Below are 13,005 nucleotides of genomic sequence, written 5' to 3' on the forward strand. Positions count from 1 at the left end.
GGTTTCGTCTATGCCACAGGTGCTTGGTGGTGCTGTTGCTCTTCAGCGAGCTTTGCAGCTTGGGCTTGTTTTTGCTTGCGGCGTTCGCGCTTAGATAACCAAACCAGAGGCACCACAATCATCACTGTGCCAATTGCCATAAAGATATCTGGCACTTCACCAAACCAAATCAAACCAACGATTACTGCACCAATCAAGCCGCTGTATTCTGCGCTGGCAATTTTGTTGCTATCGAAAGAGCGATAAGCCAATACACAGGTTGCTGCATAAATCATGATGAACAAGCTCGAACCTGCCGCAATAGGGAAGGAACTCCAATCCCATGCTTCACCTTCAATAAACACCAACAACAATGATACCGGGATGCCGGCTAGGTTAGTCATCAACAGTGCGTGTGGGACAGATTGGTTCTTTGGCAGTTTGCGGATCAGCAGGTTGTTGATCGCCAATGTGACTGCGACAACCAATGCCGATAGTGCCGCCCAATCAATCTGATCGGGACGAATAATCACAAGCACGCCTGCAAAGCCCATCACTGCCGCCGCAACGGATTGACCGGAAAGTTTCTCTCCAAAGAAGATGGCCGCAAGTGGCAGCATGATCAAAGGCGCGGCATAGAAGATCGCGTTCGCGGTGGCGAGTGGCATCGACGAGATGGCAAACACCATGAAAATCGCGCCAGTTAACCAAACGTGCGCACGAACTGCATGCCACTTGAAGCCTTCCATTAATGGGGCTTGTTTAGTGAGTAAATACACGGGTAGTAACATCATCATAGCTGACAATTGTCGGTAAAACACAAACTGAAAAACCGGCACTTCATTACCGACACTTTTGATCAAAGCGTCTGAGAGCACCGCAACTAGGTTACCAACGATTAATAGCAGCATGGCTGCACCGACAGATGTGACTTTCACTTTATTCCTCTCCTCATTCTTTGCCAAAGAGTAGGTGATGTCATAGGATGAATTGAAATGATATTTATTAGTTTAAGTATGAGATTTTTAGATAATGAAACTACCACCTCTTAGAGCGGTCCACTGTTTCGAATCTGTTGCGCGCAATTTGAGCTTTTCCCTTGCAGCAGAGGAGCTCAACGTGACCCAAAGTGCAGTGAGCCATCAGATTCGAGTATTAGAAGACTATTTTGGTGAAGCCTTGTTTATTCGCCAGGGGCGTAAGTTGTCACTCTCGGATACCGGCTTTCGTTATCTTGAAGATATCAGTCCTGCTATTAGTTCAATTGCGATGGCGAGTCAAAAGGTGCGAGAAGGAGAAAAGGGCAGTCTACGGTTAGCGATTTACAGCTCGCTGGCGGTGAAATGGCTGATCCCAAGATTGGCGGACTTTAAGCGTCAGTACCCAGAAATCGATCTCTCACTCAATATGGTCGCCGGAGATCCCGAACAAACCGACAGTGTTGGTGATTGCTTTATCACAGTGCAAAAGCCGAAGCGTAATTATATGGCAGTGCGCTTATATGATGAGGTTTTGTATCCAGTATGCAGCCTCAATATCTGGAAAGAAATCCAAGACCAACCTATGCCGAATGCGCTCTGGTACTATCCGATCCTTTCTACTGATTCTATCTATCGCGAACGAGGTAAAGATTGGGCAGAGTGGTGCAAAGCCGGTGGGTTTGAACTGCCAAAAGACATTGATATGCAGCACTTCAGTCACATGCTGCTTGCTATCGAAGCCGCTCGTTACGACCAAGGCATTACGTTCGCTAATGACTTCATGTTGAATGAACGAGATAAATCTCAGGATTTGGTCTATATCCCTTCGCATAGACTGGAAACGGGAGACAGCTTCTACTTCGTACACAAGAGGAATCGTGCCCGTCAGCCAGAAATCATTAAGTTGACCAACTGGCTCAAACAGCAGTGCTTGTAGTGTAATTTGAGTGATTGCTTCGCTGTTCTCTCACGAAAATGAAAAAATCCGAGCAGTGGAGGCTCGGATTGGGTCTTTATCAGGATGAGATGAAATCGCTATTCAGCATTAAGGCATTTTGCTCAGGTTGTAGAATGACGCTAGCTCGCCTGTTGCTTTTTCGCCGTTCATATCCAGCTTCATTAGCATGTTTTCACCAACGAAGTACTGGTTCGGACCGGATTCATCAATCAAGGTGATCGTGTTGCCTGATTCGTTCCAAGTGAACTTACCATCCGATTTGATTGGGCCGCCTTCTTTACCCTCATACAGCTTTACCAATGAGTAAGTACCGTCTTCGTTCAGAGTCAGTGTTGTATCGATATCCGCGCAATCAGCACAAGGAAGTTTACCTTTGTAAATGCCGTTCCAATCCAGCGCATTTTGCGCGTTGTGACCAGAATCAACAAAAGTATCTGTGGTGATCACTTGCTCTTCTTCAATCGGTGTTGCATCAACGGTGGTTTCAACTTCTGTTGCTTGAGGAACCTCAACCGCAGTTGTCTCCGCGGGTTTCTCATCCTGACAGCCTGCTAAGATAACGACTGCACCAGTTAGTGCTAATAGTGTCTTTTTCATAATATTCCTCTCTAAATCAACAAGTTGATATACCCAAATAATCTCGTTGCCTGTATGCTAAGGTCACTTGGGTATACCGTGATAATAATAGACCTGTTTCCTAAACCTGCGTCAGAACAAAGCAAACCATTGAACAGCCTTTGTAAGAAAAACTCTTTAACGTCAGTGGTTTGAAAATAAAATGGAATAGGAAAAGAAAAATGGAAGAATTAGTTCTAGGTGCGCTTAGGATATTGGGAGCACTTATTCGTTGGTTGTTGATCGAACTTTGTTTAGACAGGGTTGCTTACAGTATCGGTTACGCGGGATTGTATATTCTGACGTTAGGTAAAAGGCCTCATCGTCCCGTCTCGACAGAAATGCAGGGACGGATTGTTCTGCTTGGTATCGTGTTGAGTCTGTTAATTTTCGCACTGCTTATAAGGCTGTAGCGATAGCAATAACACCAGTAGTAAAGAGACAACAAAGCAAACAAAAAGGCTCATCCGACGATGAGCCTTTACTGTATTAAGATGCCTTATCCATTACTGGAGGCGTTTTGACCTCCTTTGGCGGCGACACCTCTTCGGTATTATCAGTAAAGATTTCAGCTACGGCGCTACGTTCTAGTTCACCTTGTAAATTACCTTCGTCATCCACAACCGGCAGTGAGTAGTCACAAGACATGGTGTCTGGTAGCACTTCTTCAATTACGGAATCCGGAGAGACAACAGGCACTTCTTCGTAGATCTCTTCTGCCAGCTCTTGCGCGGCATCCGTCTTCGCGGCGTCTAGTAAGCTCTCTTTGGTAACGACACCTTGATAGCCTTCGTCGGTCACGTGGTACGCGTAGTCTTGCTTCACGCGTTTCATCTCGACAAGGGCTTCTTCGATAGTCGTAGCTGCAATGCGATATGCTGGTGGCTGCATTACGGTTTCTACCGTAAGCGCTCTCGCTCGGTTTACGTCCTTAACAAAGGCTTCTACATATTCATCGGCAGGGTGGAGCAGAATCTCGTCTGGAGAACCTTGTTGTACCAATTCACCATCTTTCAAAATAGCGATACGGTCACCTAAGCGAAGCGCTTCGTCCAAATCGTGAGTGATAAAGATAATGGTCTTATGCAGCTTCTCTTGCAGTTCAATCAGCTGATCTTGCATCTCACTTCGGATTAGCGGGTCGAGTGCAGAGAAGGCTTCATCCATCAATAGAATCTCAGCGTCAGTCGCCAGCGCGCGAGCCAAACCAACGCGTTGTTGTTGGCCGCCAGAAAGCTGAGCTGGGTATTGGTTCTCGTAACCTTTAAGACCAACTGTCTCCAACCATTCGTTGGCTTTCGCAATACGTGCTTCTTTCTTGATGCCTTGGATTTCCAAGCCGTAAGCGACGTTGTCAACCACAGTGCGATGAGGCAAAAGGCCAAAGCGTTGAAATACCATCGACATTTTATGGCGACGAAACTCTTCCAACTCTTTTGAAGACAGCTGCATCACGTCGACGCCTTCAACTAAGATTTGTCCCATAGTTGGGTCAATCAAACGGTTGAAGTGACGAATCATAGTCGACTTACCAGAGCCAGATAGACCCATGATAACGAAGATTTCGCCTTTGTTAATTTGCAGGTTGATGTCTTTTAAACCGACGGTATGACCCGTATCAGCAAGAATTTGGTCTTTGCTCTGACCTTGTTTTACTCGCTCGATGACTGTTTTTGGCTTTGGCCCGAAGATCTTGTACAGCCCGCTGATTTCAATAAGTGGCTTAGTCATGTTTCAGATCTCCTAAGTGTGCTTGGGTTCGCTTCGCGTAAGCTTGCGACGCTCGGTCAAACAGAATCGCCAGTGCCACAATTGCCAAGCCGTTAAGCAGACCAAGCGTGAAATACTGGTTCGTAATTGACTTTAATACTGGCTGACCTAAGCCTTTTACGCCAATCATAGAAGCGATAACAACCATAGACAGCGCCATCATGATGGTTTGGTTGATACCAGCCATAATGGTTGGCATTGCTAAAGGTAATTGTACGCCGACTAAGCGTTGCTTGTTACTTGCACCAAAGGCAGTGGCGGCTTCAAGAACTTCTTTATCTACGAGTCGGATGCCTAAGTTAGTCAAACGAATTACTGGTGGGATTGCGTAGATAACAACCGCAATCAAGCCAGGGATCTTACCGATACCAAGGAGCATCACGACAGGAATCAGATAGACGAACGCGGGCATGGTTTGCATCACATCGAGCAGTGGTGTCACAACGGATTGCACACGATTTGAGCGCGCCATCGCAATACCAATTGGAATGCCGAGCGCAATGGCGAGCATGGTACAAACCGTGATGATGCTGAGCGTTCGCATCGTGTCTTCCCACATGCCAAAGTACCCAATCAGGATCAACGACACGAAACACGCGACAGCCAGTTTCCATGAGCGACTAGCGGCATAAACTAATGCAGTACACACACCAAGAATGATCATCCATGGTGTAGAAATGAGGAGTTTTTCGAACCAAACGAGAAATGAGAGAAGAGGGTCGAAGAATGATTCAATAAGGTCGCCGTATTCGCGAGAGAAATCGCGGTAGGCTCCATCTAAGGTTTTGCGGATGGCTCTGAGATCTGAGCGATCCATTTCTGGAAATTCGCTAAGCCAATTCGAGTCAGACATGTTTACTTCCTTTTCTTGCCGAGACTCAAGTGAGCCTCGGCATACAACAATTTTGGTATTCCTATACCATTTACGAAACGTCTAAGTCTTACAGTGCACCTTGCACTTTTTTAGCTACGTCTTGTGGAACCCATGCGTTCCAGATCTGCGGGTAATTTTCTAGGAAATGGAACATGGTTTCTTCACCGTCTGCTTGGTTGTCTTCCATCCAAGCTAACAGCTGGTTCATATCCGCATTGGTGAAGCCACGCTTAGTGAAGTAGTCGTAAGCGGCTGGAGAGCGTGAAGCAAACTCCTCAGTCGTAATGGTATGAACTGGTGAAGGTGGGTACATGGTTGCTTTTGGATTTTCACAGTCTGTTTGTGTTGTACAGCTGACAAACTCTTTCTCATCAACGCCGCTACCAAAATCCACTTTTACCATGTCGTATTTACCAAGAACCGCAGTAGGTGCCCAGTAGTAGCCGAACCACGCTTCTTCACGCTCGTAGGCTTTTGCAATTGAGCCAGACAGACCGGCGCTTGAACCTGGGTCGATGATGTCGAAGCCTGAGTCAGCAAGATTCATCGCTTTGAAAAGATTGCCAGCGCTAATTTGACAGTTCCAACCGGCAGGACAGCTGTAAAATGCCGATTTTGCTTTGTCTTCAGGATGAGAGAATAACTTCGCGTGCTTTTTCACACCTTCGATGGTTTTCATTTCAGGGTATTGCTTAACAAGATAGGCTGGGATCCAGAATCCTTCTTCACCACCATCGACGAGCGCTTTACCTGCATAGCGTAGGCGTTTTTCTTCGACACCTTTGTCTAGCGCGTCTTTAAGGCTGTTACTCCACAGTTCAGGTGCCACATCAGGCTGTCCTTTTTCAATCATTGATGTGCCTGTCGGCATGGTATCACCAGGAATGAGTTCGGCATCACAGCCGTAGCCGTGCTCAAGAATAAAACGGTCTACATTGGCAATCAGTGTTGCAGAGTTCCAGTTCATATCTGCAATGGTAACCGTTCCACACTCACTTGCGTTTGCGTTGGTTGTTGCTAGCGCACCAATCGCTAGTAGTAAGGGAGTTTTGTACGTCATATTGAGTTTCCTTTCTCTAAATAGCTCACTTAGGGTAACGAATTGATCATTAGTGTTCAAATTAATGCATCACGAGAATTGTAGCTTTGTTTGTAAATAATTGTGAAAAATATAGAAGGTTTGATTACTTTAAGCTTAAAAAGTGAGCGATTAGCGGTGTCTACAATCCGTTAAACATATGGATTCTGGTATGTTTTGCCCTGTTTTTGTTAGATGTCTAATCATTTCTAGGGTAAATAAAGACATTGCAGACTGCGCTTTTAAGTAAAAGTAGTGCTACTAAATAGTGAGTACAGATTTGATGGGCTGCTTCTAAACGATCTAATGAATTTCATGATCAGGCCGTGAGTATTCATATACAAAGATTTCCGCATAGCGCTCAATCTTACTGGTAGTGATTTAATCAAAAGAGTTAGAACTCCGATAGAATCTGAAGCTACCAGAGAGAATCGAATATGAAAAAATACTTCATTCTGGATATGAAATTAGCTGAGTTAGATAGTGTACAGCAAGATAGTTGGATACTTAATGCCGAAGAAGGAGGTGATTAATTGGCGTGTAAACAGAAGTAGTTGTCGTAAATTAGTTACCTAAATATCTCTCGGTATGTGTATGTTTTACTCTCGTACTCAAGGAGAATTTAAAAATGAAAGTTAAATTATTAAATAAAAAATTGGTCTCAGCTTTTTTAATGTCGATCTTATTTTCCAGCGGCTATGTAAGCGCAAATTCTGAAATAAAGCAAGATATGTCACCAGTTTTAACTGTGGAATTTGAAGATCAATCAAATCCAGAAAATAATCAATATCTAGAAGAACTTTTTAAAGCATTCATTGCTCATGATAAGTCAAACCTGAAATATATGCTATCAGAAGGTTTTGCTCAGAAATTTGGCGGGGAGAAAAACAGTTATAATGAATTTATCAAGCATTCATTAGTGTTAAGTGAGCAGCTTACTAGAATGGAAATTGTGTTTGAAGATGTTAATGTTAGTTCGGATGGAACAATATCTGAAATACATACGGTTGAAGTAACGAAACTCGATGGTAGCCGGTCTAAGTTGAAGCTTTATGCCTTTTACTACTTCGACCAATCCGGGAAGTTAGAGTATATTGATGAGTTGTCCACTTTACTTGAAGGGCCGGAAGAAGACAAAAATATGGGGTCAAGAACGAAGTAAGTATCTACTTTGTTAACAAGCTAAAAAATAAAGGCGCTGCTATGACGCCTTTTTAATTATCCAACTTTTTGAATTATTCAAAAATAAGCTAGGATTCTGCTGTTGCTGTATCTCGACTCTTCCCTGATAATCACATTGTTTATGAGAGTCCGTGTTAGTGTGGATAGTATCTTTAATACTCAACTTTTTTAAGTGGGGAAAATGGATTAAAGATGATTTAGTAAATAAAAAATGCCGAGGCTTTTCATCGGCATTTAATATTGTTCAGCTACTGTATCGTCTGCAGGCTAAATGCATGAAGATACAGGAATCAACATTGTATTCGATGCCAATGACATATAGTTGTTGCTAAAGGTCACCTTTTGATTCGTTTTAGCTTCAATCTGCATACATAAGTTTTGCTGAATCTGTGTTTGTACTTGTAGTACATTGTGAATACCTTGACTCTGATCTGACTGTATTTCTTGTTTAGTGTCATCGTTGTACAAAGTCATTTCGACGGAGAGCAACTTACTGGCATCATCAAAATTTTTGTGTTCCCAGACCAGAGTAGCTTTAAAATTATTCCCCATGTGTACTATTCGGTATGATTTTGTTTTATGTTCAAATCGTAATTCAAATTGCTTGGCATATTTATATTCACTGTATGCTTGGGTCATATCCATATAACCCCACCCTCGAGATGGGCACCAATGACCATTAGAATCACAATACTTAGGCAGATCTTCTTCTAAGATATTTTTAGAATTGTTATCAGAACTATTGATCAGTACTGCCTTCACTAAAGGTGAGTACTTTTTATATTGAGGATTTTTTGTCTTCTCTAAAGCTTCCCTTACAAGTACCGCTGCACCAGCAACGTGTGGCGAAGCAAGGCTGGTACCAGTGGCAAGACGAGTAATCGTGGTGGGATCATATTCCTTGTATTTATCTGCTTGGAATCTGTCCTTGAAAGGACCTTCATAACTATATTTTTCGGGATCTGGAGCTGCCGTTCTAGTGTCGTGACCAGGCGCCGCTATGTCGGGTTTACGTCGACCATCTGTAGTTGGTCCACGACTACTTGTTGAGCGTATCGTATGCTGTGATCTGTCTGCGGTTTTCTCAGATGGGCCACTCGATATTGTTGTGTCTACGTTTGCTACCGTCAAGCCATTGTAGTTATCTCCGGGTATAGATAGTGAGTAAGGCTGAGGTTTATCAGCTGTATCGCCATTTGGATATTTTGAGCCATCATTACCAGCAGATTTTGAAAGTAGAAAATCATTTTGGTAGCTCACAGCATCAAAGTATCTTGCCCAAAACGACCATGTTTGCCATTGATTTGTCGTTTTTCTCCCTTTTGGAGCTGGTATTCGCCCATTACCATAACTGTAATTTAGGGTTACAACATTGTAATTTTTCAAGTTTGATAGACTAGACATGGTCAGGTTAGCCGCATATAGTTCTCTGAGTAATTGAGCAAACTCACTATTACCCTCTGGATAGAGCGTATCCGATGCTGAGCCTGCGTACCCACTGATGATGTTGGCATCTTTCGCGATACCATCTTGAGGACTGTGGACATCAGTGCTAGTAGAGGGATTCCCCGCCATTGCTCCTGCAACCGCAGTGCCATGAGTGCTTCTAAGATGTCGGCTACCCTCAGTCTTGAGCCACTCTCTTCTCATCAGCCAGTTGTAACGCTCTTCGTCATCTGTGTCACTCCCCATGACAATGATCTTTTTTTGTGAAAATGCGGGATGGTCAACATCAGTACCACTATCAAGTACGGCTGACAAATACCCACTTCCAGTGATTCCATGCTCCCAAAAACTGTTGATATATGCGTAGCCGGGTTGCGTTTTTGAACGTGATAACAATATTGATTCTACATTTATATCCAGCTCTTCTTCTCCCATTTGTAAAGCTTGTACTAGACTTAAGCTTGAATTTTTTTTTCGGAAGTCATCAATATATGACGAATCAGAGGGAAAAGGCCCAACTAAAAATGTGTAGCCGGATGCTTGGTAACGCGTATATAAGAGAGCGTGGTCTGTATACTCTTTTAAACCTTTGAGTCCATTTAAATCTTTGGCATTTAGGGTTAACTGAGACTCAACACGTCGAATATCATTTTCATCGGTACCATTTTTAAATACAAATCCAGTCACAACCCATGATCGTGAGGCCAAAGAATTATGCTGTTTAGTTTCAGCTTGGATAGGGGCAATAAATCCCGTTGCAAAGATAGCTGCGAGCAATAACTTGTGCTTTATCATTGAATTCCTTTTATCCTTAGTTTTTGGTGCTAAATGATACTTGAGAGTCTGCCTATTTCTCTTCTAATCTTTGTTTTCTGTTTGACAGGGTTTTGTTAAAAGTCATTATTTTCAGAGCATTAGTGGAGATTTTTTAGTTAGACGATCATTTCTTATCAATGGGAGGCTCTATAATGATAACTTACGTTATAGTGTGAGCCTTCTTCGTTTAGGGTTAATACTCTATTGAGAGCAAATTTATTGCGATGTTATTGAAAAAGACGTATTAACAACGGCGAGACTGACACGGACTATATTGGCATTATACATAAGGATTATTGCTTTGCCCTTTCAATCATAAGGCGAAAGAATGGTAGAATAATTTTTGGAGTTACAATTTTTTCAATCAGAACATTCACCAAAGACTTACGTATAGAGACTCTGCTTTTAGCTCCTTTTACGGTGAGAGTTTTCATTTTTCTCAACTTAAAATAGTGAATCAATTATTGAGAGATACATTATCAATGATGAGTTTGGTATGTTTTTTTTATTTTTAGTGAATTGTTTTAATTACCGTGGACTTTGAAGAAGTACTTGACTAGGTCATTCGGATGCATCTTATATGTTAAATATAATTCAAGCCATAAAAAAATAAAATACGCTTGCATATAAATTATTATTATAAATAATAGATGTTAATTTACTTAGTCTATTTTCAGGAAAATATATGAATTTCCGCACTTTTCTGGTTATTTTTTGTGCTTTCATACCAGCATTTAAATTATACGCATCTGATTCAATTCCATCCATAAATATGGTGATTGTCAATAATACTAGCAGGGTGTTAAACATATCCAGTGTAAGTGTTGAATCTGATATCTCTCACCATTCATTAAATCCAAGTGAAAAATTATCTACTGGTGGGAGTATAAGCTTTATATTTCCTGACCTGTGTACTCAAAGTAAGTTATATCCCAATGCGGTCTCCACAGATGGGTCTAGGCATAATTGGACTATGAAGTCCTCATCAGCATTAGATTTTAACCTAAATACTTCGGGACTTGGGAAAGCTATAACCTGGCCAAATTTCACAGCGCTAGACCTTTATTCCTGCCTATCGCTGCCAGCACGAGCCTACCAAGAGTTTATGTCTGAATTTGGTCCCCTCAAATTTAGTTTAGGTAGTCAGCATATTGAATATCGTTTAGCTTCACATGCAGGCGCTGGGTCAATGCAGGGGACCCTTATCGACAATGGTCATGTTTATACTTGGTGTGCTTACCACTCAGATTCTGCTCTCAATAAATGTCAGTCAGACCTTTCTCAACAAACAAAACAATTATTAAACAATTATACAAGTACACATTATCAGCCGACTTATCTGATACAAGTTTCGGAGCTACCTAAGAACCAGACACCTTACAGTGATATCTTCTTCTTTGGTGATAGTTTGACTGATACTCACAACGCATTCAGTATTAGTGGCGGGGATTTGCCTAAAGGTGTGTTTTACAACGGTCGTTGGGCTGATGGCCTAATGTGGCCCGACTATGTCACTATGTTTACTGGTATTCCTAGCCACAATTATGCTTTTGGTGGCATGAGGGTATCACGTCGGTTTGATGCTAATTTAAGTGCGGCAACGCATATCGAAAAATTGAACACTGATATCGTATTCATGCCTTCTGGGTTTCCTATGTCGCCAAGCTTGGAGGATGAACTGAGCGTCGCCATGCCTCAGTTAAAACGTCGTTTGGCCAGAGCAAAGGTTGAGCGTAAAGTAATGACGACTTTCCTAATGGGAGGAAACGACTTTATGGCAATGGCGGGAGGAGAAATTGAGCGTAATTATCCATTAGTTGCGCAATCTTTGATAACTAATATTCGTCAAAACTTAATTGCAAAGCTCACCGATGAAGAGCAAGAGCGAATCAGTATTGCTCTTTTTGAGCTTCCCGATATTAGTATCGCACCTCAGTTATACCATTCAATGCGCGATGGTGTAACTCCAACACCCCTAGGGCAATTTCGTGCGCAGATTGAACTTTTCAACCAACGGCTAGTAATCGCGTACGAACAACTCAGAAGTGACTACCCCCACATCGAATTTGTATACATACCTACTCACGCTTGGCTCAAAAATATCCAAAGAGAAAAAACGCATTATGGCTTCTCTGATGGTTTATACGGGGGAAACTATCACCATGGATTATCAGCCCAGATGTGGGGACAAGCCAAAACCATGCTAAATCAGCCAAGTGAAAACAATGGTATTTTGCGCAATATAAATGACAGCAGCAACTTTTTAGGGCTCTTCAACTTACGTGGTGATAATGAAACAGCTGGCACAGTAGGCGTGGGCTCGATAACTGCAGGGCCAATGGAAAGTTTTGCCCGTGACTCTCTGATTCCATATCGTCCGAGTCTTGTAAATAAAGCTGTGGTAGGTGGCGCTGTTCACCCATCGACCAAGACGCACTTTATTCTCGCATCACATTTTATTTTTCAACTTCTTACAGTACCAGAGAATTATGCCTCATCGGAAATGATGAGAAACATATTCCATACGGAGGGCTTTAGACCACAAACAACGCAGGATGGGCATATTGCGTTCGTGAATCTGCTCGATTTTGCAGATAGTACCCATAAAGTACCAGATTTCGCTGGTTGCGCAGATGGAGAAACGTGCCATTTTCGGAACGGTAACGACAAGTATGTCTACTCTGATGGTTTTACACCGAAGACTTTTCGCGTCGTTAATCACTCAGCAAACCCCAGCTGTCCCGATGGTAATTGCTCAGTATTTACAGTTTTTAATGCTCAAGGTTACTCACGCAGTCGTAAAAACCTTGAATATCTGCGTTTATTCCCTGCCGATGGTTCACAACTGGTGATCCCACTCGGGAGTTACTCCCAGTTAAAATTTAATCTCAAATCGCCCTATACTGACTTTTCCGTTAGGACTGAGCAAATAGAAAAGCATGGTGTTTGTAAGGTATTAGCTGTGAGTCACGGGACGTGGGGAACGACAGATGGGCGTTGTTTTAATGACGATTATACTATTTGTATCGCAGGAAAAGGATGCGAGTAAAAGCTCTCCTTGAGAGTATGAGCATCCCCCGAAGTTGTCAGGAAAGCATTCTAGAAGAGGGGGCGTCCAACGCGGCAATATTCAGACCATACTTGAACGAATGATAATATTACATGTCGAACAGGGCTAGCTAATGTGGTCTATATCATATGACTTTAGGCTTTAATTGACTTTTAAGTTATTGAATTAAAATTATATTTTTAACACCAACTACTGCCGTGCTACAAGGATATACGAATGCTTATTGTCTGAGAATAA

At 42.5% G+C, this 13,005-nt stretch carries 10 protein-coding genes; 4 read left to right on the plus strand and 6 right to left on the minus strand.

The genetic code is table 11. The features are described from left to right. Positions 1-8: 8 nt before the first annotated feature. Positions 9-917, minus strand: coding sequence for a DMT family transporter (locus A8140_RS24440; protein WP_005529637.1), 909 nt, complete (start codon positions 915-917; stop codon positions 9-11). Between the two features lie 94 nt (positions 918-1,011). Here A8140_RS24440 and A8140_RS24445 point away from each other — a divergent pair, with 94 nt between their 5' ends. After that, entirely contained in the window at positions 1,012-1,896 is an 885-nt protein-coding gene (locus A8140_RS24445) for a LysR family transcriptional regulator (protein WP_005529639.1), read from the plus strand. Positions 1,897-2,004: 108 nt separating this feature from the next. Here A8140_RS24445 and A8140_RS24450 read toward each other — a convergent pair whose 3' ends face one another. Continuing rightward, positions 2,005-2,514, minus strand: a complete 510-nt coding sequence (locus tag A8140_RS24450) for a copper resistance protein NlpE (RefSeq protein ID WP_005529641.1) — start codon at positions 2,512-2,514, stop codon at positions 2,005-2,007. A gap of 200 nt (positions 2,515-2,714) precedes the next feature. On the opposite strand from A8140_RS24450, the gene A8140_RS24455 reads away from it, so the two are divergent. Further along, entirely contained in the window at positions 2,715-2,945 is a 231-nt protein-coding gene (locus tag A8140_RS24455) for a hypothetical protein (protein ID WP_005529643.1), read from the plus strand. Between the two features lie 76 nt (positions 2,946-3,021). On the opposite strand, the gene A8140_RS24460 is transcribed toward A8140_RS24455, so the two are convergent. The 3 genes from A8140_RS24460 to A8140_RS24470 all read right to left on the minus strand — a co-directional run bounded on the left by A8140_RS24460 (position 3,022) and on the right by A8140_RS24470 (position 6,236). Then, positions 3,022-4,263 (minus strand): quaternary amine ABC transporter ATP-binding protein, encoded by a 1,242-nt coding sequence (locus tag A8140_RS24460; RefSeq protein ID WP_005529645.1) that lies wholly within the window; start codon positions 4,261-4,263, stop codon positions 3,022-3,024. Then, positions 4,256-5,155, minus strand: coding sequence for an ABC transporter permease (locus A8140_RS24465; protein WP_005429511.1), 900 nt, complete (start codon positions 5,153-5,155; stop codon positions 4,256-4,258). Before A8140_RS24465 ends, A8140_RS24460 begins: the two co-directional genes overlap by 8 nt. 88 nt (positions 5,156-5,243) lie before the next feature. Next, positions 5,244-6,236, minus strand: a complete 993-nt coding sequence (locus tag A8140_RS24470; RefSeq protein WP_005529648.1) for an ABC transporter substrate-binding protein — start codon at positions 6,234-6,236, stop codon at positions 5,244-5,246. Positions 6,237-6,882: 646 nt separating this feature from the next. On the opposite strand from A8140_RS24470, the gene A8140_RS24475 reads away from it, so the two are divergent. Next, the gene (locus tag A8140_RS24475) at positions 6,883-7,416 is read left to right on the plus strand and encodes a hypothetical protein (protein WP_038863438.1); all 534 of its coding nucleotides are present in this window, start codon (positions 6,883-6,885) and stop codon (positions 7,414-7,416) included. A 287-nt stretch (positions 7,417-7,703) separates the two neighbouring features. Here the strand turns inward: A8140_RS24475 and A8140_RS24480 are convergent, their stop codons facing one another. Continuing rightward, the gene (locus tag A8140_RS24480; RefSeq protein ID WP_005531789.1) at positions 7,704-9,677 is read right to left on the minus strand and encodes a S8 family serine peptidase; all 1,974 of its coding nucleotides are present in this window, start codon (positions 9,675-9,677) and stop codon (positions 7,704-7,706) included. Positions 9,678-10,383: 706 nt separating this feature from the next. On the opposite strand from A8140_RS24480, the gene A8140_RS24485 reads away from it, so the two are divergent. Continuing rightward, positions 10,384-12,747, plus strand: coding sequence for an SGNH/GDSL hydrolase family protein (locus tag A8140_RS24485; protein WP_005531792.1), 2,364 nt, complete (start codon positions 10,384-10,386; stop codon positions 12,745-12,747). The last annotated feature ends 258 nt before the right edge of the window (positions 12,748-13,005 follow it).

Source organism: Vibrio campbellii CAIM 519 = NBRC 15631 = ATCC 25920 (assembly GCF_002163755.1).
Lineage (GTDB): Bacteria > Pseudomonadota > Gammaproteobacteria > Enterobacterales > Vibrionaceae > Vibrio > Vibrio campbellii.

What these genes read in the sequence shown, in the direction of transcription:
- A8140_RS24465 (WP_005429511.1), bottom strand. Translation starts at nt 5,155, where the DNA reads ATGTCTGACTCGAATTGGCTTAGCGAATTTCCAGAAATGGATCGCTCA.
- A8140_RS24460 (WP_005529645.1), bottom strand. Translation starts at nt 4,263, where the DNA reads ATGACTAAGCCACTTATTGAAATCAGCGGGCTGTACAAGATCTTCGGG.
- A8140_RS24485 (WP_005531792.1), top strand. Translation starts at nt 10,384, where the DNA reads ATGAATTTCCGCACTTTTCTGGTTATTTTTTGTGCTTTCATACCAGCA.
- A8140_RS24450 (WP_005529641.1), bottom strand. Translation starts at nt 2,514, where the DNA reads ATGAAAAAGACACTATTAGCACTAACTGGTGCAGTCGTTATCTTAGCA.
- A8140_RS24480 (WP_005531789.1), bottom strand. Translation starts at nt 9,677, where the DNA reads ATGATAAAGCACAAGTTATTGCTCGCAGCTATCTTTGCAACGGGATTT.
- A8140_RS24445 (WP_005529639.1), top strand. Translation starts at nt 1,012, where the DNA reads ATGAAACTACCACCTCTTAGAGCGGTCCACTGTTTCGAATCTGTTGCG.
- A8140_RS24475 (WP_038863438.1), top strand. Translation starts at nt 6,883, where the DNA reads ATGAAAGTTAAATTATTAAATAAAAAATTGGTCTCAGCTTTTTTAATG.
- A8140_RS24470 (WP_005529648.1), bottom strand. Translation starts at nt 6,236, where the DNA reads ATGACGTACAAAACTCCCTTACTACTAGCGATTGGTGCGCTAGCAACA.
- A8140_RS24455 (WP_005529643.1), top strand. Translation starts at nt 2,715, where the DNA reads ATGGAAGAATTAGTTCTAGGTGCGCTTAGGATATTGGGAGCACTTATT.